The following is a 20,253-nucleotide window of genomic DNA, read 5'->3' as shown; positions in this document are numbered from 1 at the left end:
GCGGATCTCATCCGCCGCACCACACGCACACCCGGGACCGGGGGTCACTTGACGCAGGCACCTCCAGTGGGTTGCATACGTTCTGTGATCACATACCGGACATCGGGAGCCGCATCATGGACCCGGTGATCGTCGTCGGTTCGGGGCCGGTCGGGCTGTCGCTGGCCCTGGCCCTGGCCGGGCAGGGCGTGCCCTCCGTCGTGCTCGACGAGGGCCCCGGCAAGGACCTGCCCCGGCCCGCCCGCACCGTCGTGCTGCACGCCGACACCGCCGCGATGGCCGAGCGCCTGGGCTGTGCGACCCTGCGCGACGAGGGCGCCCCCTACGCGGCCTGGCGCACCATGCGGCGCGGCCGCGACACCGGCCGGATCACCTTCGACGAGGGCCCGGCCCCGCTGCACCTGCCCCAGCACGCCCTGGCGCGCGGGCTGCGGGCCGCCGCTGCCGCGCATCCGCTGGTCCAGCTGGTCACCGACAGCAAGGTGGACTCCCTGGAGCAGGACGACCGCGGGGTCACCGCCCACACCCGGGGTGCGGAGACCACCTGGTGGCGCGGGAGTTTCCTGGTCGGCTGCGACGGGGCCCGCTCCACCGTGCGCAAGCTGCTCGGGATCCGCTTCCCCGGCCGGACCGCCGTCGAGCGGCACGCCGTGGCCGCGCTGCGCACCGAACTCCCCTGGCCCGGCGAGGCCCTGCTGCACCGCGACCCGCCACAGGAGACCACCGCCCGGCCGCTGCCCGACGGGGTGTGGCGGCTGGACTGGCTGCTTCCCGGCCGCGGGGAACTCGTCACCCCCGATGCGCTGGTGACGCTGATCCGCGACACCCTCGCCGGGTGGTGCGGGGGCACCACACCCCCGTACGACCTCCTCGACACCGGGGTCCACACGCTGCACCACCGCCTCGCCCGCCGCTGGCGCGACCGCCGCGCCTTCCTCGCCGGGGACGCCGCCCACCTGCTCGGCGCCGCCGGCACCCAGGGCGTCGGGGAGGGGCTCCGGGACGCCGAGAACCTCGCCTGGAAGCTGGCCCTCGCCTGGCACCAGGGGGCTTCCGAAGCCCTGCTCGACAGCTACGAGGACGAGCGGCGCACCGCGGTCGCGGCCCGGCTGCGCGCAGCCGACCAGGCCGTGCCGGTGCTGCGCGGCGGGGGCGGGCTGCGGACCCTGCTGCCCGGTTCGGCCCGGGCGGGCGAGGCCCTGCTCACCGACGGGCACTTGGGGCGCGGGCCGCTGGGCGCGCCGCCCGCGTACGCCCCGCCCGTGGCCGTACGGGAGGTGCCGACGGCCACCGAGCCGGGGGGCGCCGTGGCGAACGTGCCGGTGTCGGCCCCCGACGGGTCCACCGTCCCGCTGCGCGACCTGCTGGGCCGCGGCCGACTGCTCGTCGTGCTGGTCGCGCCGGGCACCGGGGTGTGGGACCGGCGGCACTGGATGAGCGCCGGGCTGATGCCGCGGCTCGCGGCGGCCGTGAGCGCCCTGCCGGTGCGGGCGGAACTGCTGGTGGCCGACGGGTACCCGGGAGCCGAGGCCCACACCGTGCTGCTGGTCCGGCCGGACGGGCACCTGGCGGCCACCTTCGCAGGGGTGCGGCCCGCGGAACTCTACGAGGCGGCGGACTCCGTCCGCATGGGTGCGCCGGCGCCGCTCGACCGGTCGACCACGTCACCTTCCGCCGTGATCGATTGACCGTCCGGAGGTCCGCGTGCTTCACTCGCGGACATGACCGGCAACGACGTACGCCTGTGGCGGAGGGTCCACATGGACCTGGTCCGCTATGCGGGCTGCGTGTGTCGCCCTTCCTGCTGAATTCGCCCTTCCCCCGCGCTCCGCGCGCCCTTTCGCGAACCTTCAGGACGGTCACCTCCATGCCCGCACCCGCGCACGCCCCTGCCCGGAACACTGCCGACGACGCCCCCGCCCGGACGGCCGGCGGCGTCACGGCCGCCGAACTCCTCGACTTCGCCCTCCGCACGGCCGCCGATCCGGCCGTCATCGACTCCCTCCCCCTCGACCCCCAGGGCCGCACCTGGATCCGGCTGGACGGCCCCGGCGGCAGCGAGGCATGGGTGATCGGCTGGCCCCCGGGCACCGGCACGGGCTGGCACGACCACGCCGAGTCGCGCGGGGCGTTCGCCACGGCCCGCGGGCGCCTCACCGAGTACTCGCTCGCCGTCCGAATTCCCTCGGAGGGGTGGCGCAGCCTGGAGCTCGCGCCGGACGTGGACCGGACGCGCAGTCTGGGCGCGGGCACCGGGCGGGCCTTCGGGGAGCACCATGTGCACGAGGTGCTCAACGCATCTGCGGACGAGCACGCGGTCTCGGTGCACGCGTACTATCCGCCGCTGCCGCTGATCCGGCGCTACAGCCGTGTCGGACAGGTGCTCACCCTGGAGCACGTCGAGCGGGCGGAGGACTGGCAGTGAGCGCGACCCTGCCCCCGACGCCGCCGCTGGGCATCGACGCACACCTGGAGCAGGTCCGCTCCACGTACACCCGCGTGGGTGCCCGGGAGGCGTACGAGGCGTCCCTCGGCGAGGGCACCCTCCTGGTGGACATCCGCTACCAGGCCCTGCGGGAGCGGGACGGCTTGATCCCCGGGGCGCTGGTGATCGAGCGGAACGAACTGGAGTGGCGGCTCGACCCGCAGGGCTCGCACCGGGTCCCGGAGGCCGGGTCCCACGACCTCCGGATCATCGTGATCTGCAACGAGGGCTACGCCTCTTCGCTGGCCGCGGTGTCGCTGCACACGCTGGGGCTCCGCCGGGCCACGGATCTGGAGGGCGGCTTCCAGGCGTGGAAGGCGGCGGGGCTGCCGCTCACCGCCGCGGCTGCGCCGGCCCATCCATAATCCCGCCGGGGGCGGGCTACCGCTGCGCGGAGCCTTCCCCCACCCCGCCCCTTCCCGAAACCGGGGCTGCCCCGGACCCCGTTCGCCTCAAACGCCGGCGGGGCTGAAAAACCCGGGCGCTTCGCGCCCGGTGCGCTCAAACGCCGCGCGGGCTGGATTTATCCAGCCCCGCCGGCGTTTGAGGCGATGGGGGTCCCCCGGGCCGGGTGGGGGGCTACCTTGACGTGGCTACCCCCACCGGGCGGAGGCGGAGGGCCGAGCGGCCCGGGAGGGACGTGGCCGTCAGGGCCAGGAGGGCCGCCGCGGCCAGCACGGCCAGGTACGCCACCGGCCGCAGGGCAGGGGCGGCAACCCCGGTCATCCCGACGCTGAACGCGGTGAGCACGGCCAGCGCGATCCCCGACCCCAGCACCGCCCCGATCAGCAGCACGGCCACCGCCTCCGTCCGCAGCATGCGCAGCACCTGCCTCCGCTTGGCGCCGGCCAGCCTCAGCATCGCGAACTCCCGGAACCGCTCCGCGGTGGACATCGCAAGGGTGTTGACGACGGCGATCGCGGTGAAGGCGAGCACCAGCCCCATCGCCAGCAGGTTGATCCCGGCGCCGTCCTGCTGCCGCTTCGCCCGGGCCTCGTCGGCGTCGCGGGCCGTCAGCACGCCCACCCCGGGGGACGCGGCGACCGCGGCGGCGAGCTGCTCGCGCCCGACGCCCGGCTCGGCGGCCACGAGCACGGCCGAGGCCAGCGGGTTGTCCACGTGGGCCGCGACCAGCCGGTGCGGCAGCGTCAGGTCACCGAAGCCGAGGCCGCGCGCATAGACGGCGGAGACGGTGAGGGTGACCGGGGTGCCGTCGCCCAGGGTCAGGTCCAGCCGGCTGCCCGGCTTCAGGCCCAGTTGGTCGGCCGCCAGCTCGCTGACCGCGGCGCTGCCGTCTCCGAACCCGTCCAGGCTGCCGGCGGTGACGCTCGGGTCCCAGGTCCGGGTCAGCCCGGCGGGGGTGACCCCCTGGGCGGCGTACTTGGTCAGCCCCACCCGTACCGACGTGTGCACGATCTCGGTGGCGGCCGTGACCCCGGGGGTCCGGCGGACCCGGTCCGCGGCCTCGGCGGAGACGCCCGGCCCCTGGGCGGCCAGCACCCAGTCGGCCCTGACCCCGTCGCGGGCCTGCTGCCCTGCGGCGTGGCCCAGCGTCGGGGCGATGAACAGGACGGTGCAGGTCATGCCGATCAGCAGGGCGAGCGGTGTGACGGCGGAGGCCATCCGGGTGGCGTTGCCGCGCAGGTTTGCGGTGGCCAGGTGCCCGCTCGGGCCGGCGAGCCGCAGCGGCCCGGCGAGCAGCGCGGCCGCACCGCGCACGAGGAGCGGGCCGAGCAGGGAGACGGCTCCGGCGAGGACGATGACGGCGAGGAAGGCCACCGGGGTCGACGCCGGCTCGGTGCGCAGCGAGCTCAGCACCGCGACGAGGACGACGCCGCCGGCCAGGGTCAGCACGCCGATCGCGATCCGCATCCAAGCGGGCCTGGCCCGCTCGACGGCGGCTTCGGCGAGGGCCTCGGCCGGGCGGATGCGGGCGATGCGCCGGCCGGTGATCCGGGCGGCGGCCCAGGCGCCGAGGAGGGTGGCGCCGACGGCGGCGAACATCGGGAAGATCCCGGCGGTGCGCTCCAGGGTCGTGGGGACGATGCCGTGGTCGACGAACCGGCCGTGCAGCCAGGCGGCGAGCGGCAGCCCGGCGAAGGCACCGGCGACACCGGCGGCGAGGCCCACGACGAGTGCCTCGCGGCCGATCATGCGGCGCAGCTGGCGGGGGGTGGCCGCGATGGCGCGCAGCAGGGCGAGTTCGCGGTGGCGCTGCTGTACGGAGAGGGCAAAGGTGCCGACGACCACGAGGATCGCGACGAGCAGGGCGGTGCCGCCCATGGCGCCGCCCATGGAGACGAGCTTGATCCGGGCGCCGGCGGCGTCGAGGAACTCGACGGGTCCGCGCTCGTCACCCCGGCTGACCTGGGCACCGCTTCCCTGGAGCGCCTGCCGCACGCGTCCGGCGAGCGCGCCCGGGTCGACGCCGGGGGCCGGCAGGACGCCGATCGCGGTAACCTGCCCGTCGCGGGCGGCGAGCCGCTGTGCCTCGGTGTCGCTGAAGAACAGGGCGCTCTGCCGGTCGAGGCGGCCTCGGGCGGGTGCGGCGATCCCGCTGACCGTGTAGGCCTTGGGTTCGCCGGTGGCCTGGACGGTGAGCCGGCCGCCGGGGCGGATCCCTGCGCGGGCGGCCAGTTCACGGTCGACGACGACTTCGCCGCCGCCCTGGGGGGCGCGGCCCTCGGCGAGCGTGAACGGCGTGAGCGGCGCGGAGCTCCAGGCGTGCCCGTACGAGGGCTTCGCCCCGCCCGCTGTTCCGCCCGCTGTTCCGCCCGCCGCCCCGTCCGCGGCCTTGACCACGGGGAGGGCCTGGAAGGTGAGTTCGGGCACGGCCCGCTCGACCCCGGGCACGGCGCGGACGGTGTCCACGGCGGAGGCGGGGAGCCAGGCGCGTTCGGCGACGGGCTTGGCCTTGTGCTTGGTCTTGGTCTTGCCCTTCTTCTCCTTGACCGTCGTGCGGTGCACGTTCTGGTCGGCGGAGACGACGACCGGGGCGGCCGCGTAGCGCTCGGTGGCGATCTTTCCGCGGAGTCCGGTTTCCAGGAGGGTGCCGCAGGCGGTGATGAGGGCCGCCGCACACAGGAGGGCGACGAATGCACCGAGGAAGCCGGCTTTGCGGCCCCTGATGGTCTGGAGGGCGAAACGCAGCATCATGCGGTCAACTCTGCTGCCGGGACGGGTTCCTGACAGTGGAGCACCCCGGCGTCTGCGCCCGGGGGCTACCCCTACCCCCCCGGGAGCGGGCGGCCGCGTGGTGGGCGCGGTCAGATCTCCGGGTACCCCAGGTCGTCGAGGTCGGCTTCCTCGCCCTCGGCCTCCAGCGCGCGGCGGACCACCCGCAGGGCCATGCCCTCCGGGTACCCCTTGCGGGCGAGCATCCCGGCGAGGCGCCGGATCCGCTTGTCCCGCTCCAGGCCGCGGGTGGAGCGGAGCTTGCGCTCCACGAGCTCCCGTGCGGTCTGCTCCTCCTGTTCGGAGTCGAGCTGTTCCAGGGCCTCCTGTACGAGGGAGGCGTTGACCCCCTTGGTGCGCAGCTCCTGGGCGAGGGCCCGGCGGGCGAGGCCGCGGCCTCGGTGGCGGGACTCGACCCAGGCGCCGGCGAACGCGGCGTCGTCGATCAGGCCCACCTCCTCGAACCGGGAGAGGACCTCCTGCGACACCTCCTCGGGGATGCCACGTTTGTCGAGGGCGTCCGCGAGCTGGCGCCGGGTGCGCGGCATCCCGGTGAGCAGGCGCAGGCAGATGGCCCGCGCCTGCTCCTCGGGAGTCTGGGGCGGCAGTTCCTGACGGCCCGGCCGGCCGTCGTCCCCGCCGCCCCGTTCCTGCTCGCGCACGGATCAGCTCTTGGCCGCGGCGGCCTTGGCCGTCGTCTTGGCCTTCGAGGCGGGGGCGGGCACGGCTGCACCGTCGGCAGGGGCGTCCGTCGCGGCGGCGGCCGCGGCGTCGGCGTCCTTGCGGACGACGCCCACGCCCAGCTTCTCCTTGATCTTCCGCTCGATCTCGTTGGCGAGGTCGGGGTTGTCCTTGAGGAAGTTGCGGGCGTTCTCCTTGCCCTGGCCGAGCTGGTCGCCCTCGTACGTGTACCAGGCGCCGGCCTTGCGGATGAAGCCGTGCTCGACGCCCATGTCGATCAGGCCGCCCTCGCGGCTGATGCCCTGGCCGTAGAGGATGTCGAACTCGGCCTGCTTGAAGGGCGGCGCGACCTTGTTCTTGACGATCTTGCAGCGGGTGCGGTTGCCGACCGCTTCCGTGCCGTCCTTCAGGGTCTCGATGCGGCGGATGTCGATGCGCACCGAGGCGTAGAACTTCAGCGCGCGGCCACCGGTGGTGGTCTCCGGCGAGCCGAACATCACACCGATCTTCTCGCGGAGCTGGTTGATGAAGATCGCGGTGGTCTTGGACTGGTTCAGCGCACCGGTGATCTTGCGGAGGGCCTGGCTCATCAGTCGGGCCTGGAGACCCACGTGCGAGTCGCCCATCTCGCCCTCGATCTCGGCCCGCGGCACGAGCGCGGCGACGGAGTCGATGACGATCAGGTCGAGCGCGCCGGAGCGGACCAGCATGTCCGTGATCTCCAGCGCCTGCTCGCCGGTGTCCGGCTGGGACAGGATGAGGTTGTCGGTGTCGACGCCCAGGGCCCGCGCGTACTCGGGGTCGAGCGCGTGCTCGGCGTCGACGAAGGCGACGGTGCCGCCGGCCTTCTGCGCGTTGGCCACGGCGTGGAGGGTCAGGGTCGTCTTACCGGAGGACTCCGGCCCGTACACCTCGACGACACGGCCGCGGGGCAGTCCGCCGACGCCCAGGGCGATGTCCAGTGCGGTCGACCCGGTGGGGATGACGTCGATGGGCTCGTTCGGCTTGTCGCCGAGGCGCATCACGGCACCCTTGCCGAATTGCCGTTCAATCTGTGCGAGCGCGGCGTCGAGAGCCTTCTCGCGGTCGGTGCCTGCCATGGGTTCCACCCGGTTTGCTTGAGTCGATCGCTTCACGCCATTGACGCTAACGCCTGCCACTGACAATGCGCTGCCACGCCCGGTTCGGCTGTGGATAACCCATCAGAATGGATGTTCGATTTCCCTGTCAAGCGCGCCACCCCCGACCCCCGCGAACCACCCGCCCGCCCGGCCACCCCGCGCCGGAACGCCGCGGGCGCAGGCGCGGACCGGACCGTCCCGGCGGCCGCCGCCGAGCAGGCCCGACGGTCCGCGCTGACCACGCACCCGCCCGAGGCGGTGGCGGGAGCCGTCGCGGTTTCCGCGGCGCCGGCGGGGACCAGCGGCAGGGCCACCCCCGCCAGCAGGGGTAGTGACAACCGGAGGTTGACACCTCGGGACTGTCAACCTACGGTTGCACCATGACGAACCCTTCAGAGGAACCCGTTCGCATGACCAATCCGGTACGCCTCGACGACCTGATCGAGGCCATCAAGAAGGTCCACACCGACGCCCTCGAACAGCTCAGCGGTGCGGTCGTCGCCGCCGAGCACCTCGGGGACGTCGCGGACCACCTCATCGGCCACTTCGTGGACCAGGCCCGCCGCTCCGGCGCCTCCTGGACCGACATCGGCCGCAGCATGGGCGTCACCCGTCAGGCCGCGCAGAAGCGCTTCGTCCCCAAGGCCGACAAGGAGGGCGAGGCCGGGGACCTCCAGGCCAGCCAGGGCTTCGGCCGCTTCACCCCGCGGGCCCGCAACGTCGTGGTGTCCGCACAGAACGAGGCCCGCGCCGCGGGCAACACCGAGATCCGCACCGAGCACCTCGTCCTCGGCCTGCTCGCCGAGGACCAGGGCCTGGCCGCGCTCGCCCTGCGGGCGCAGCAGGTCTCAACGGAGGACGTCCGCGCCGCGGCGACGGCGGCCCTGCCGGCCCCCGCCGAGGAGCTGCCCGCGCTGATCCCGTTCGACGCGTCGGCCAAGAAGGCCCTGGAACTGACCTTCCGCGAGGGCCTGCGCCTGGGCCACGACTACATCGGCACCGAGCACATCCTGCTCGCCCTCCTCGAACTGGAGAACGGCGAGGGCGTCCTGAGCGGCGCCGGCGCCCGCAAGGAGGCCGCCGAGGCCACCGTCACCGAAGCCCTGGCAGCCTTCCACGGCGGCGGGGACGGGAAGGCGACCGCGGCGCCGGAGGAGTAGGAGAAGAAGAAGCAGGAGCAGGAGCGGAGGGTGGGGGCGCGGTGTCGTCCGCGCCCTCCGTCAGCTCGTACCGCTTCACGTACGCACCGAGGAACGCCTGCAGCGTCGCGACGGCCGGGATCGCGATGAGCGCCCCGACCGCGCCCAGCAGGGCGGTGCCCGCGATGACCGATCCGAAGGCCACGGCGGGGTGGATGTCCACGGTCCGCGAGGTGAGCTTCGGCTGCAGGACGTAGTTCTCGAACTGCTGGTAGACCACCACGAACCCGAGGACGTACAGCGCGTACCAGGGGTCGACCGTGAAGGCGATCAGCGTGGGCAGCGCTCCCGCCAGGTAGGTGCCGATGGTCGGGATGAACTGGGAGACCAGCCCGACCCACACGGCGAGCGCGGGCGCGTACGGCACGTCCAGGACCGCGAAGACGACGTAGTGCGCGATCCCGGAGACCAGGGCCATCAGCCCGCGCGAGTAAAGGTAGCCGCCGGTCTTGGCGACGGCGATCTCCCAGGCGCGCAGCACCTCCGACTGCTTGGCCGGCGGCAGGACGGAGCACAGCGCGCGCCGCAGCCGCGGCCCGTCGGCGGCGAAGTAGAAGGAGAACAGGCCGACGGTCAGCAGCCGGAAGAGCCCGCCGAGCACGGTGGCGGAGACGTCGAGCACGCCGCTCGCGCTGTTCTGCACGTACTTCTGGAGCCAGGCCGAGTGCAGCAGGCTGTCCTGGATCTCCAGCCGGGACAGCTCGGTGTGGAAGGTGGCGTTGATCGCGTTGATGACCGAGTCGAGGTAGCGCGGGAAGCCCTCCACCATGGCGACGATCTGCCCGGCCAGCATCGAGCCCAGCAGGACGAGGAAGCCGGCGGCCGCGACGACCACCCCGAGGAACACCAGGAAGGTGGCGAGCCCCCTGCGCATGCCGCGGGCCGCCATCCGCGCCACGGCGGGTTCGATCGCGAGCGCGAGGAAGAACGCGATCAGGATGTTGATCAGCAGGCCGATCAGCTGGTGGAAGGCCCAGCCGGCCAGCTGGAAGCAGGCGTACAACGCCAGGACGAGCACCACCGCGCGCGGCAGCCAGCGCGGCATGCGCTCCCCGGCCCACGGTGGGCGCGCCGGGCCCGCCGCCGGGGCGAGCCCGGCATCAGCGGCATCAGCGGCGTCCGCGGTATCCGCGGTATCCGCGGTGCCGGCGCGGCCTGCGCCGCCCGCGCTGCCGTCACTGCCGTCGTGCCCGGTCGTCATCGTCCGGTGGTCGGTGTCATCGGTGGCTGCCACGCCGCCCAGTCTGTCCGATCCGTCGCGCATACGGGGAAACGGGCGACGCCGTCAGCGCTGCGAGGCCGGCACGTCCATGGCGGAACACACCGCGCGCCACACGTCCTTGGCCTCCCAGCCCGCCTCCAGCGCCTGGTGGACGGTACGCCCGCCGAGCTCCGACATGACGTGGTCCCGCGCGAAGGAGTCCGCGTAGCCGGCACCGAAGTACTCGGCCATCCGCTCCCAGAAAATCGTCAACCGCATGCACACCAGTATCCCGCTCCGGCGCGGAAGGCCGGGACCACTAGCCGGCCAGCGCCCGCACGCCCGCGGTCACCACGACGGCGGCGCCGACCACGACGAGGAACGGGGCCCTCAGCAGCAGCGCCAGCCCCGCGGCGGCCAGGCCGGCGGCCCGGGCGTCGAGGACGACCTCGTGCCCGCTGCCGAAGGTCTGCTGGGCGGTGAGCGCGGCGAGCAGCGCGACCGGCAGCAGGGCGGCGAGCCGGCGCACGGCCGGGCGCTCCAGGGCCCCGGCGGGCACCAGCAGTCCGGCGAGCTTGACGGCGTAGCAGCCGGCGGCGGTCAGCGCGATGGCGAGCCAGACGTTCACGGTCGGCGTCCCTTCAGCCAGAGGATCACGGGAGCGGCCAGTGCGGCGACGAGCACGGGCAGCCCGGCGGGCAGGACGGGCAGCAGGCCCAGGCCGAGGACGAGCGCGAGCGCGGCGGCGGCCCGCTCCGTGGCGGTCTTCAGCATCGGCGCGAGCAGCGCCAGGAACACAGCCGGACCGGCGGCGTCCAGCCCCCACGCGGCGGTGTCCCCGATGGCCTCGGCGCCGAGCACGCCCAGCAGGGTGGTGAGGTTCCACAGCACGTACAGGCTGAGCCCGGTCACGGTGAACCCGAGCCGCGCCGACCTGCGGTCGGGCTGGGCCAGCGACACGGCGGTGGTCTCGTCGATCACCCAGTGCGCGGCGAACGGCCGCACGGCCCGGGGCAGCGCGAGCAGCTGCGACAGCCGCAGCCCGTAGAAGGCGTTCCGGGTCCCGAGGAAGAAGGCCCCGGCGGCGGCCGTGAACGGGTTGCCGCCCGCGGCCAGAGCCCCGACCAGCGCGAACTGCGAGGCACCGGTGAACACGAGCAGGCTCAGCACGCAGGCCTGCAGCGCGCTGATCCCGGAGCCGGCGGCGGTCACCCCGAACGCGAATCCGGACAGTCCCACCGCCACCCCGACGCCGAGGGCGTCCCGCACGACGGCGGACCGCGGCCGGCCGGCGACCCCCTCGGGGGTCTCTTGCACCACCATCTGACGATCTCCCACCCCGCGAACGTACGCGCGGCGGGCCGGCCGGGTCTTGTACGTTCTTGCAGCCGCGCGGCCTGGCGAGCACCGGGCGGGGCGGGCAGCCTGGCGGGCGCGCGGCCGCCTATCAGGCCCGCTCGCGCCGGTAGGCGCCGGGCGGGACGCCGACGATGCGGGTGAAGTGCCGGTTCAGGTGCGGCTGGTCGGTGAAGCCGACGGCGAGGGCCGCCTCGGCGGGCGTGGTGCCCGCGTCCAGCAGGGACCGGGCCCGCCGGACCCGGGCGTCGGTCAGCCAGGTGTGAGGCGGCATCCCGTACCGCTCCTTGAAGGCCCGCAGCAGGGCGAACGGGCTGGTCCCGAGCTCGGCCGCGAGCTGCTCCAGCGACGGCGGGTCGGCCATCCGCTCCCGGAGCGCGGCGCGGGCCCGCGCGGCCCCGGCGGCGCCGGCGCTGCGTGCGGTGCGGGCGGGCAGCGGTCCGGCGTGCCGGGCGAGCATGCGGGCCACGGCGGTGCGCAGCAGGGTGTCGGCGGCGAGCGCGTTGCCCGCCTCGGCGGCGCGGTGCACCTCGGCGATGGTCTGCGAGGTCTGCGGGTCGGCGACCTCGTCGACGGTGAAGCCGGGGGTGCCGCGCAGGCCGCTGATCTCGGCGGCGACCTCGGCGATCAGTGCGCGGGAGGGGTAGAGGGTGGAGTAGTCCCAACCCTCGGGGGCGCCGGCGCGGGCGGTGTGCGGCACCTCCGGGTTGATCAGGACGACGCTGCCCGGGCCGGCGCGCACGAGGCCGCCGGGCAGGCCGACCTCCTCGATGCCGCGGGTGACGGCCGCGATGACGTAGCCGTCGTGGGCGTGGCGCGGGAAGGCGTGGCGGATGTAGTGGGCGCGCAGCAGGTCCAGGCCCGGCAGTTCCGGGTACTGCCAGTGCCGCGCCCATTCGCGGTCGGCCCCGGCCCGGTCTGCCGGTGCGCCGCCGGCCGGTGCGCCGCCGGCCTGGATGCCGCCGGCCCGGGTGCCGCCGGCCCGGCTGCCCTCGGCCCGGGCGCCTTCGGCCCCTGCCCGTTCCCTGTCGTCGTGCGCCACTCCCCCATTCTGCGCCCCCGCCGCCGGCCCTTCCCACGGGGTTTGCCCAGGTCCGGGGCGCTGTCGGTGGGTGGGTGCAGGATGGGGGCATGGCCGGCTCCGCGCTCGATGCGTTCTCCCCCGCGACCCGCTCCTGGTTCACGGGGGCCTTCCGTACGCCCACCTCCGCCCAGGAGGGCGCCTGGCGGGCCATCGGGGAGGGCTCCGACGTCCTGGTCGTGGCGCCCACCGGCTCCGGCAAGACCCTCGCCGCGTTCCTGGCCGCGCTCGACGCGCTGGCGTCCGCCCCGCCGCCGGCGGAGCCGAAGAAGCGCTGCCGGGTGCTGTACGTGTCGCCGCTGAAGGCCCTCGCGGTCGACGTCGAGCGGAACCTGCGCAGCCCGCTGACCGGGATCCGGCAGGAGTCGGTCCGCCTGGGCCTGCCCGAGCCGGACATCCGGGTGGGGATCCGCTCGGGGGACACTCCGGCGGCCGAGCGGCGAGCGCTGGCGAGCAGGCCGCCGGACATCCTGATCACCACGCCGGAGTCGCTGTTCCTGATGCTGACGTCGGCGACGCGCGAGGCGCTCGCCGGGATCGAGACGGTGATCCTGGACGAGGTGCACGCGGTCGCGGGGACCAAGCGGGGCGCGCACCTGGCGCTGTCGCTGGAGCGGCTGGACGAGCTGCTGCCGCGCCCGGCCCGCAGGATCGGGCTGTCGGCGACGGTCCGGCCGGTGGAGGAGGTGGCCCGCTATCTCGCGCCGCGCGGGAAGGTGGAGATCGTCCAGCCGCCCTCGGCGAAGGAGTTCGACCTGTCGGTGGTCGTCCCGGTCGAGGACATGGGCGAGCTGGGCGGCTCGCCGGCCACGGAGGGGAACGAGGGCGGGGACAAGCCGTCGATCTGGCCGCATGTGGAGGAGCGGATCGCCGATCTGGTCCAGGCGCACCGCTCCACGATCGTGTTCGCCAACTCGCGCCGCCTCGCCGAGCGGCTGTGCAACCGGCTGAACGAGATCGCGTACGAGCGCGCCATGGGCGAGCAGCTGCCCGAAGGACCGCCGCCGGCCCAGATCATGGCCCAGTCGGGCGCCGCGCAGGGGGCGCCGCCGCTGCTGGCGCGGGCGCACCACGGCTCGGTGTCCAAGGAGCAGCGGGCGCTGGTGGAGGAGGACCTGAAGGCGGGCCGGCTGCCGGCCGTGGTCGCCACCTCCAGTCTGGAACTGGGCATCGACATGGGCGCCGTGGACCTGGTGGTGCAGGTGGAGTCGCCGCCGTCGGTGGCCTCCGGGCTGCAGCGCGTGGGCCGGGCCGGGCACCAGGTCGGCGCGGTCTCCACGGGGGTGGTGTTCCCCAAGTACCGGGGGGACCTGGTGCAGGCGGCGGTGGTCACCGAGCGGATGCGCAGCGGGTCGATCGAGTCGCTGCGCATCCCGTCGAACCCGCTGGACGTACTGGCGCAGCAGCTGGTCGCGATGACCGCGATGGACACCTGGCAGCTGGACGAGCTGCTGGCGCTGGTGCGGCGGGCGGCGCCGTTCGCCGCGCTCCCGGAGTCGGCGTTCACCGGGGTGCTGGACATGCTGGCGGGCCGCTATCCGTCCGACGCGTTCGCGGAGCTCAGACCGCGGGTGGTGTGGGACCGGGTCGCGGGGACGGTCACGGGGCGGCCGGGGGCCCAGCGCCTGGCGGTGACCTCCGGCGGCACCATCCCCGACCGCGGGCTGTTCGGCGTCTTCCTGGCCGGGGCCGATCCGAAGAAGGGCGGCGGCCGGGTCGGCGAGCTCGACGAGGAGATGGTCTACGAGTCCCGGGTGGGGGACGTGTTCACCCTCGGCACCACCTCGTGGCGGATCGAGGACATCACCCGCGACCGGGTCCTGGTCTCCCCCGCCCCCGGGGTGCCGGGCCGGCTGCCGTTCTGGAAGGGCGACCAGCTGGGCCGCCCCCTCGAACTGGGCCGGGCCGTCGGCGCGTTCCTCCGCGAGCTGGGCGCGCTGTCCGACGAGGACGCGCGGCTGCGGCTGCTGGCGGCCGGCCTGGACGGCTGGGCCGCGGAGAACGTGCTGTCGTACCTGGCGGAGCAGCGCGAGGCCTGCGGGCACGTGCCGGACGACCGGACCATCGTGGTCGAGCGGTTCCGCGACGAGCTCGGCGACTGGCGGGTCGTCGTCCACTCCCCGTTCGGCGCACAGGTGCACGCACCGTGGGCGCTGGCGCTCGGGGCGCGCCTCGCCGAGCGGTACGGGATGGACGCGCAGGTCATGCATGCGGACGACGGGATCGTGCTGCGGCTGCCCGATGCCGACCTGCTCTCCATGGACCTGCTCGACCACGATCCGGCGGCCGCCCGCTCCTTCGAGTTCGACGACGAGCAGGCACCGCTGGGCGCGGCGGACGTCGCCTTCGACCACGGCGAGATCGGCGGCATCGTCACCGACCAGGTGGGCGGCTCCGCCCTGTTCGCCTCCCGGTTCCGCGAGTGCGCGGCGCGCGCCCTGCTGCTGCCGCGCCGCAACCCGGGCAAGCGCACCCCGCTGTGGCAGCAGCGGCAGCGCGCCTCGCAGCTGCTCCAGGTGGCCTCGGAGTTCGGGTCGTTCCCGATCGTGCTGGAGGCCGTACGGGAGTGCCTGCAGGACGTGTTCGACGTGCCGGGCCTGACGGAGCTGATGGGGGACATCGAGGCGCGGCGGGTGCGGCTGGTGGAGGTGACGACGCCCGAGCCGTCGCCGTTCGCCCGCTCGCTGCTCTTCGGGTACGTGGCCCAGTTCCTGTACGAGGGGGACTCGCCCCTCGCGGAGCGCCGGGCGGCCGCGCTGTCGCTGGACTCCCGGCTGCTGGCGGAGCTGCTCGGCCAGGCGGAGCTGCGCGAGCTGCTGGATGCGGAGGTCCTGGAGGAGCTGGAGCGGGAGCTGCAGTGGCTGACGGAGGACCGGCGGGCCAAGGACGCCGAGTCGGTCGCCGACCTGCTGCGGCTGCTGGGCCCGCTGACGGCGCAGGAGCTGGCCGAGCGGGGCGCCGACCCGGCCTGGCCGGAGGCGCTGGCCGGGGCGCGGCGGGCCATCCGGGTGCGGATCGCGGGCGCGGAGCACTGGGCGGCGATCGAGGACGCGGGGCGGCTGCGCGATGCGCTGGGCACGGCCCTGCCGGTCGGGGTGCCGGAGGCGTTCACCGAGCCGGTCAAGGACCCGCTCGGCGACCTCCTCGCCCGGTACGCCCGCACGCACGGCCCGTTCACGACGGCCGCGGTGGCGGCCCGCTTCGGGCTGGGCGCGGCGGTCACCGAGGGCGCGCTGCACCGGCTGGCGGCGGCCGGCCGGGTGGTCCAGGGCGAGTTCCATCCGGCGGGCATCGGCCAGGAGTGGTGCGATGCGGCGGTGCTGCGCAGGCTGCGGCGCCGTTCGCTGGCCGCGCTGCGCCAGGAGCTGGAGCCGGTGCCGCCGTCCTCGCTGGCGACGTTCCTGCCGCAGTGGCAGCACCTGGGCGGGGGCCTGCGCGGCATCGACGGCCTGGCCCGGGCGGTCGAGCAGCTCCAGGGCGCCCCGGTCCCGGCCTCGGCGCTGGAGCGGCTGATCCTGCCGTCGCGGGTCGCGGGGTACTCCCCGACGCTGCTGGACGAGCTGACCACCACCGGGGAGGTGGTGTGGGCGGGGGCCGGGGCGCTGCCGGGGAAGGACGGCTGGGTCTCGCTGTATCTGGCTGATGCGGCGCCGCTGTTGCGGCCCGCGCCGCACCCGCTGGAGCTGACGCCCCTTCACCAGTCGCTGTTGGACGCCCTGTCCGGCGGGTACGGGCTGTTCTTCCGCCAGTTGGCGCAGTCGGTGCGGGCCGGGCTGCCGGAGGTGACGGACCTCGAACTGTCCGAGGTGCTGTGGGACCTGGCCTGGTCGGGCCGGCTGACGAACGACACGCTGGCCCCGCTGCGCTCCCTGCTGGGCTCGGGCCGTACCGCGGGGGCCACGGCGCACCGGGCCCGGCGCACGGTCCCGCGCGGGCGGTACGGCACGCTCGGCGCGCAGGTCTCGCGTCCCGGCCCGCCGACGGTGTCGGGCCGCTGGTCGCTGCTGCCCGCGCAGGCCCCCGACCCGACCCACCGGGCGCATGCGCTGGCCCGCACGCTGCTGGACCGGCACGGGGTGGTGACGCGGGGCGCGGTGGCCGCCGAGGGCGTGGAGGGCGGCTTCAGCGCGGTGTACCGCGTGCTGTCGGCGTTCGAGGACAGCGGGCAGGCCCGCCGCGGCTACGTGGTGGAGGGGCTGGGCGCGGCCCAGTTCGCGATGGACGGCGCGGTGGACCGGCTGCGCTCGGCGGAGCGCAACCCCCCACCGCTGGCGGCGGTGGTCCTGGCAGCGGCGGACCCGGCCAACGCGTACGGGGCTGCCCTGCCGTGGCCGGAACCGCCGGCGGGGGCGTCGCACAAGCCGGGCCGCAAGGCGGGCTCCCTGGTGGTCCTGGTCGACGGCGAGCTGGCCCTGTACCTGGAGCGGGGCGGCAAGACCCTGCTGGCGTGGCCCGGGGCGGACGACCCGCGGCTGGCGGCGGCGACCGCGGCCCTGGCCGAGGCCTCCCGGGCCGGGACCCTGCCGGCGCTCACGGTGGAGCGGATCAACGCCGCTCCGGCGCTGACGTCCGCGCTGGGCGGGGCCCTTGAGGCGGCCGGTTTCCATGCCACTCCGCGGGGGCTGCGCCTTCGGTCATGAAAGCTGCGAAGCCGTTGCGACCATTGCACTTACGTCGCGCTTATGTACGGAGCATGTCACAGAGGCCGTTCTGGCTGGCATCGCGGACCGCTTCTGCACTATCAAGATCAACGCAGGCATCACTCGTGACGATGCCACGTCAAAAGTGCACCTACATGGGGGACTAGAAACAGTGAGCAACATGCGACGAGCTGCAACCGGTGTCATCGGTCTGGCGGTTGCCGGCACCCTGACCCTGACCGGCTGCAAGAACGGCAACGAGGAGACCCCCGCGGCCCCGGCCGCCCCGGCCTCCTCCGCGCCGGCCGCGGACCAGTCGGCCGCCCCGGCGAACCCGAGCACCCCGGCGGGCGGCTACGGCACCGACGCCCCCGCCGCCGGCGGTGCCGCGGGCGCCACGGCCAAGTCCGGCCAGGTCTTCAAGATCGGTGAGACGGCGACCGTGCCGTTCGACTACGGCAAGACCAAGGGCGGCACGATCGCCCTCACTGTCACCGCGATCGAGAAGGGCAGCCCGGCCGACCTGGACGCGCTCAAGCTCGGCGACCAGGTGAAGGGGAAGATCCCCTACTACATCCGCTACTCGGTGAAGAACGTCGGCACCACCGACCTGTCCTTCACCACGGTCGGCCACATGAAGGGCCTGCTCGGGGACAACACCGAGGCGCAGGGCGTGTCGGTCATCGGCAAGTTCGAGAAGTGCCCGAACGAGTCCCTGCCGAAGGGCTTCACCAACGGCCAGCAGGCGACCGGCTGCGCCATCGCGCTGGCCCCGTCCGACCAGACCAAGGTCGCGTCGGCCGAGTACTGGGGCGACCCGTACAACTCCCTCAGCAAGGGCAAGGGCCTCGTCTGGAAGTAGGCAGGCGGCCCACCGGCCCTCGCCCTTCCTGATCACCGAGCTCCTGCGGCGGAACCCCGCCGCAGGAGCTCGTCCCGTTCTCCCGGTCCACAATGGGGCCATGCCCGAAGGAGACAGCGTCTGGCGCGCGGCGGCCCGGCTGCACGCCGCCCTGGCCGGCCGCGAGCTCACCCGCTGGGACCTGCGCGTCCCGCGCCTGGCCACCACCGACCTCACCGGGCGCACCACCCTGGAGGTCGTGCCGCGCGGCAAGCACCTCCTCGCCCGCTTCGAAGGCGGCCTCACCCTCCACACCCACCTGCGCATGGACGGCGCCTGGCGCGTCTTCCCCGCCGGCGGCAAGTGGCACGGCGGCCCGGTCCACGAGATCCGGGCCGTCCTCGGCACCGAGGAGCACACCGCCGTCGGCTACCGGCTGCCCGTCGTCGAGCTGCTGCGCACCGCAGACGAGGACCGGGTGGTCGGCCACCTGGGCCCCGACCTCCTCGGCCCCGACTGGGACGCCGACCGGGCCGCGGCCAACCTCCTGGCCGCCCCCGAGCGGCCCCTCGGCGAGGCCCTGCTCGACCAGCGCAACCTCGCCGGCATCGGCAACATCTACAAGAGCGAGCTCTGCTTCCTCGCCCGGGTCACCCCCTGGACCCCGGTCGGCGCCCTGCCCGATCCCGCCGTCACGGCCGTCCGCCTTGCCGCGGCCGCACAGCGGCTGCTCGCCGCCAACATCGGCGAGAACCGGATCCGCACGACCACCGGGAGCCTGCGCCCCACCCGGGCGCTCTTCGTCTACGGGCAGGCCCACCGCCCGTGCCTGCGCTGCGGCGCAGCCATCCGCGAAGCCGAGCAGGACGGCCGCCCGACCTACTGGTGCCCGCGCTGCCAATCCGGCCCCACCCCCTAGTTGACGGCCCGTCAGATCCAGCCGTACGGTCCGGGCATGCCCACACCCACTGCGTACGACCTCACCGGGCGCACCGCCCTGGTCACCGGCGCCGCCGCAGGCATCGGGCGCGCCACCGCCGTGCTGCTCGCCGAGGCGGGCGCGGCCGTGCACTGCGCGGACCGCGACGCGGCCGGCCTCGCCGGGACGGCGGAGCTGATCACGAAGGCGGGGGGACGGGCCGCGGTCCACGTCCTCGACGTCACCGACCGCGCCGGGCTGCGGGCCGCCGTGGCCGCCGCGGGCCCGCTCGACATCGCCGCGGCCGTCGCCGGGATCATGCACACGTCCAGCGTTCTGGAGACGGCGGACGAGGACCTCGACCGGGTCCTGGACGTCAATTTCAAGGGGGTCTGGCGCACCTGCCAGGAAGCCGCCCGCGCCATGATCGCGGCCGGCCGTCCCGGCTCGATCGTCACCATGGCCTCCGGCGCCGTGGACGCCGCCCAGCCGGGCCTGCTCTGCTACAGCGCCGCCAAGGCCGCCGTGGTCCAGCTCACCAAGACCCTCGCCACGGAGGCCGGCCCGCACGGCATCCGCGTCAACGCCGTCGCCCCGGGGTGGATCCGCACCCCCATGACCGCCCGCCACAGCCCCGAGGCGCAGGAGCAGACCGAGGCATTGATGGCCCGGCTGTCCCCGCTGGGCCGCGTCGGCGAGCCCGAGGACATCGCCCGGGCCGTGCTCTACCTGGCCTCGGACGCCTCGTCCTTCATGACGGGCCAGATCCTGCGTCCGAACGGCGGAGTGGCGATGCCCTGGTAGCCTCCCTGCCGGTGCCCGGCCCCGGCGCGCAGTGCACCGGCAGCAGCCCGAGCCCCCACCCGCCGACGGCCACCGCGCCCTCCAGGGGCCCGGCCCCGGAGGGCTGCAGCGCCAGCCGCAGCACGGCCCAGCACCAGAGCACACCCATCGCCAGCGCGAGGGCCCGCAGCGGAGCTGTGCCTCGTAATCGCCGCACGGCTTCCTCCCGGGACCAGGGCCGCGATCCGGACCGGCTCCATCCTCCCGTACGGCCCGCCGGCCCGCACCCAGAACGGCGCGGAGCCCCGGCCGGTGGTTCGCACACCGACCGGGGCTCCGGCCACGCTCATGCCTTCACGGCTCGCGCACTCGCGCTCATGCGGCTACGACGTTCACCGCTTCCGCAGGTGCCTTGATGGTCACCCGCTCCGGACCACCCGCGACCGAGGTCACGGAGACCGAATTGAGCATCGGGCGTACCGGCACCGTCACCGGTTCGCTTGCCGCGGCCGACTGTGCCAGCTCGGCCAGCGACAGTTCGTCGCTGACTTCGCGCATCAGCTCGGACATCCGTACGTCCAACGCGTCGCAGATAGCGGAGAGCAGCTCGGAGGACGCCTCCTTCTGCCCCCGCTCCACCTCGGAAAGATAGCCGAGAGAAACTCGGGCGGACGAGGAGACTTCGCGCAGAGTACGGCCCTGGCGCTGGCGCTGCCGACGCAGCACGTCACCCAGCAGGCGACGGAGCAGAATCATCGGTGGCTCCCTCCTC

The 20,253-nt window shown here is 74.6% G+C and carries 19 protein-coding genes; 9 read left to right on the top strand and 10 right to left on the bottom strand.

What is annotated here, in order from left to right; all coding sequences use genetic code 11:
• Window positions 1–116 precede the first annotated feature (116 nt).
• From AB0F11_RS09310 to AB0F11_RS09295, 4 genes are read left to right on the top strand one after another with little or no spacing between them, the layout of a single operon-like run.
• On the top strand, window positions 117–1,688 hold the full coding sequence (locus tag AB0F11_RS09310) for an FAD-dependent monooxygenase (protein WP_362170026.1): 1,572 nt from the start codon (window positions 117–119) through the stop codon (window positions 1,686–1,688).
• A gap of 33 nt (window positions 1,689–1,721) precedes the next feature.
• A complete protein-coding gene (locus tag AB0F11_RS09305) occupies window positions 1,722–1,808 on the top strand; it encodes a putative leader peptide (RefSeq protein ID WP_361915248.1) in 87 nt (28 codons plus the stop codon).
• 59 nt (window positions 1,809–1,867) lie between these two features.
• Window positions 1,868–2,425, top strand: a complete 558-nt coding sequence (locus AB0F11_RS09300; protein WP_362170024.1) for a cysteine dioxygenase — start codon at window positions 1,868–1,870, stop codon at window positions 2,423–2,425.
• Window positions 2,422–2,850: a rhodanese-like domain-containing protein gene (locus AB0F11_RS09295; protein ID WP_362170022.1), complete on the top strand. Its 429-nt coding sequence runs from the start codon at window positions 2,422–2,424 to the stop codon at window positions 2,848–2,850. Before AB0F11_RS09300 ends, AB0F11_RS09295 begins: the two co-directional genes overlap by 4 nt.
• 214 nt (window positions 2,851–3,064) lie before the next feature.
• Here the strand turns inward: AB0F11_RS09295 and AB0F11_RS09290 are convergent, their stop codons facing one another.
• The 3 genes from AB0F11_RS09290 to recA all read right to left on the bottom strand — a co-directional run bounded on the left by AB0F11_RS09290 (window position 3,065) and on the right by recA (window position 7,440).
• The gene (locus tag AB0F11_RS09290; protein WP_362170020.1) at window positions 3,065–5,641 is read right to left on the bottom strand and encodes an FtsX-like permease family protein; all 2,577 of its coding nucleotides are present in this window, start codon (window positions 5,639–5,641) and stop codon (window positions 3,065–3,067) included.
• A 110-nt stretch (window positions 5,642–5,751) separates the two neighbouring features.
• Window positions 5,752–6,321, bottom strand: coding sequence for a recombination regulator RecX (recX, locus tag AB0F11_RS09285; RefSeq protein ID WP_362170018.1), 570 nt, complete (start codon window positions 6,319–6,321; stop codon window positions 5,752–5,754).
• 3 nt (window positions 6,322–6,324) lie between these two features.
• On the bottom strand, window positions 6,325–7,440 hold the full coding sequence (gene recA, locus AB0F11_RS09280) for a recombinase RecA (RefSeq protein WP_362170016.1): 1,116 nt from the start codon (window positions 7,438–7,440) through the stop codon (window positions 6,325–6,327).
• Between the two features lie 401 nt (window positions 7,441–7,841).
• Here recA and AB0F11_RS09275 point away from each other — a divergent pair, with 401 nt between their 5' ends.
• On the top strand, window positions 7,842–8,621 hold the full coding sequence (locus AB0F11_RS09275) for a Clp protease N-terminal domain-containing protein (protein WP_362170014.1): 780 nt from the start codon (window positions 7,842–7,844) through the stop codon (window positions 8,619–8,621).
• Here AB0F11_RS09275 and AB0F11_RS09270 read toward each other — a convergent pair.
• The 5 genes from AB0F11_RS09270 to AB0F11_RS09250 all read right to left on the bottom strand — a co-directional run bounded on the left by AB0F11_RS09270 (window position 8,554) and on the right by AB0F11_RS09250 (window position 12,175).
• Window positions 8,554–9,705, bottom strand: coding sequence for an AI-2E family transporter (locus tag AB0F11_RS09270; RefSeq protein WP_362170199.1), 1,152 nt, complete (start codon window positions 9,703–9,705; stop codon window positions 8,554–8,556). The genes AB0F11_RS09275 and AB0F11_RS09270 overlap by 68 nt on opposite strands.
• Window positions 9,706–9,945: 240 nt before the next feature.
• Window positions 9,946–10,140, bottom strand: a complete 195-nt coding sequence (locus tag AB0F11_RS09265; RefSeq protein WP_361915214.1) for a DUF3046 domain-containing protein — start codon at window positions 10,138–10,140, stop codon at window positions 9,946–9,948.
• A 40-nt stretch (window positions 10,141–10,180) separates the two neighbouring features.
• Window positions 10,181–10,489, bottom strand: a complete 309-nt coding sequence (locus AB0F11_RS09260; protein ID WP_361915211.1) for an AzlD domain-containing protein — start codon at window positions 10,487–10,489, stop codon at window positions 10,181–10,183.
• Window positions 10,486–11,184 carry an AzlC family ABC transporter permease gene (locus AB0F11_RS09255; RefSeq protein WP_362170011.1) on the bottom strand — a complete coding sequence of 233 codons (699 nt, stop codon included), beginning with the start codon at window positions 11,182–11,184 and terminating at the stop codon, window positions 10,486–10,488. The genes AB0F11_RS09260 and AB0F11_RS09255 overlap by 4 nt, the downstream gene beginning before the upstream one ends.
• 124 nt (window positions 11,185–11,308) lie before the next feature.
• Window positions 11,309–12,175 (bottom strand): AraC family transcriptional regulator, encoded by an 867-nt coding sequence (locus AB0F11_RS09250; protein ID WP_362170198.1) that lies wholly within the window; start codon window positions 12,173–12,175, stop codon window positions 11,309–11,311.
• Between the two features lie 173 nt (window positions 12,176–12,348).
• On the opposite strand from AB0F11_RS09250, the gene AB0F11_RS09245 reads away from it, so the two are divergent.
• The 4 genes from AB0F11_RS09245 to AB0F11_RS09230 all read left to right on the top strand — a co-directional run bounded on the left by AB0F11_RS09245 (window position 12,349) and on the right by AB0F11_RS09230 (window position 19,502).
• Window positions 12,349–16,938, top strand: coding sequence for an ATP-dependent helicase (locus tag AB0F11_RS09245; RefSeq protein ID WP_362170009.1), 4,590 nt, complete (start codon window positions 12,349–12,351; stop codon window positions 16,936–16,938).
• A 181-nt stretch (window positions 16,939–17,119) separates the two neighbouring features.
• The gene (locus AB0F11_RS09240) at window positions 17,120–17,800 is read left to right on the top strand and encodes a hypothetical protein (RefSeq protein WP_362170007.1); all 681 of its coding nucleotides are present in this window, start codon (window positions 17,120–17,122) and stop codon (window positions 17,798–17,800) included.
• A 100-nt stretch (window positions 17,801–17,900) separates the two neighbouring features.
• Window positions 17,901–18,698 carry a DNA-formamidopyrimidine glycosylase family protein gene (locus tag AB0F11_RS09235; protein ID WP_362170005.1) on the top strand — a complete coding sequence of 266 codons (798 nt, stop codon included), beginning with the start codon at window positions 17,901–17,903 and terminating at the stop codon, window positions 18,696–18,698.
• Window positions 18,699–18,734: 36 nt separating this feature from the next.
• On the top strand, window positions 18,735–19,502 hold the full coding sequence (locus tag AB0F11_RS09230) for an SDR family NAD(P)-dependent oxidoreductase (RefSeq protein ID WP_362170003.1): 768 nt from the start codon (window positions 18,735–18,737) through the stop codon (window positions 19,500–19,502).
• Here the strand turns inward: AB0F11_RS09230 and AB0F11_RS09225 are convergent.
• Together AB0F11_RS09225 and AB0F11_RS09220 are read right to left on the bottom strand one after the other, a co-directional pair.
• Window positions 19,450–19,650 (bottom strand): hypothetical protein, encoded by a 201-nt coding sequence (locus AB0F11_RS09225; RefSeq protein ID WP_362170196.1) that lies wholly within the window; start codon window positions 19,648–19,650, stop codon window positions 19,450–19,452. The two genes, AB0F11_RS09230 and AB0F11_RS09225, sit on opposite strands and share 53 nt — an antisense overlap.
• Window positions 19,651–19,856: 206 nt before the next feature.
• Window positions 19,857–20,237, bottom strand: coding sequence for a helix-turn-helix transcriptional regulator (locus tag AB0F11_RS09220; protein WP_030301503.1), 381 nt, complete (start codon window positions 20,235–20,237; stop codon window positions 19,857–19,859).
• Window positions 20,238–20,253 lie beyond the last annotated feature (16 nt).

It is taken from the genome of Streptomyces sp. NPDC032472 (assembly GCF_040636955.1).
Classification (GTDB): domain Bacteria; phylum Actinomycetota; class Actinomycetes; order Streptomycetales; family Streptomycetaceae; genus Streptomyces.
Note: the sequence above shows the minus strand (reverse complement) of the source record. Positions and strands in the feature narration are given on the sequence as shown.

Excerpts from the sequence above, each read along its gene's own strand:
- AB0F11_RS09235 (WP_362170005.1), top strand. The coding sequence starts at position 17,901 with ATGCCCGAAGGAGACAGCGTCTGGCGCGCGGCGGCCCGGCTGCACGCC.
- AB0F11_RS09245 (WP_362170009.1), top strand. The coding sequence starts at position 12,349 with ATGGCCGGCTCCGCGCTCGATGCGTTCTCCCCCGCGACCCGCTCCTGG.
- AB0F11_RS09230 (WP_362170003.1), top strand. The coding sequence starts at position 18,735 with ATGCCCACACCCACTGCGTACGACCTCACCGGGCGCACCGCCCTGGTC.
- AB0F11_RS09240 (WP_362170007.1), top strand. The coding sequence starts at position 17,120 with ATGCGACGAGCTGCAACCGGTGTCATCGGTCTGGCGGTTGCCGGCACC.
- recA (WP_362170016.1), bottom strand. The coding sequence starts at position 7,440 with ATGGCAGGCACCGACCGCGAGAAGGCTCTCGACGCCGCGCTCGCACAG.
- AB0F11_RS09305 (WP_361915248.1), top strand. The coding sequence starts at position 1,722 with ATGACCGGCAACGACGTACGCCTGTGGCGGAGGGTCCACATGGACCTG.
- AB0F11_RS09290 (WP_362170020.1), bottom strand. The coding sequence starts at position 5,641 with ATGATGCTGCGTTTCGCCCTCCAGACCATCAGGGGCCGCAAAGCCGGC.
- AB0F11_RS09300 (WP_362170024.1), top strand. The coding sequence starts at position 1,868 with ATGCCCGCACCCGCGCACGCCCCTGCCCGGAACACTGCCGACGACGCC.
- AB0F11_RS09265 (WP_361915214.1), bottom strand. The coding sequence starts at position 10,140 with ATGCGGTTGACGATTTTCTGGGAGCGGATGGCCGAGTACTTCGGTGCC.
- AB0F11_RS09275 (WP_362170014.1), top strand. The coding sequence starts at position 7,842 with ATGACGAACCCTTCAGAGGAACCCGTTCGCATGACCAATCCGGTACGC.
- AB0F11_RS09255 (WP_362170011.1), bottom strand. The coding sequence starts at position 11,184 with ATGGTGGTGCAAGAGACCCCCGAGGGGGTCGCCGGCCGGCCGCGGTCC.
- AB0F11_RS09310 (WP_362170026.1), top strand. The coding sequence starts at position 117 with ATGGACCCGGTGATCGTCGTCGGTTCGGGGCCGGTCGGGCTGTCGCTG.
- AB0F11_RS09225 (WP_362170196.1), bottom strand. The coding sequence starts at position 19,650 with ATGGGTGTGCTCTGGTGCTGGGCCGTGCTGCGGCTGGCGCTGCAGCCC.
- AB0F11_RS09270 (WP_362170199.1), bottom strand. The coding sequence starts at position 9,705 with ATGCCGCGCTGGCTGCCGCGCGCGGTGGTGCTCGTCCTGGCGTTGTAC.
- AB0F11_RS09220 (WP_030301503.1), bottom strand. The coding sequence starts at position 20,237 with ATGATTCTGCTCCGTCGCCTGCTGGGTGACGTGCTGCGTCGGCAGCGC.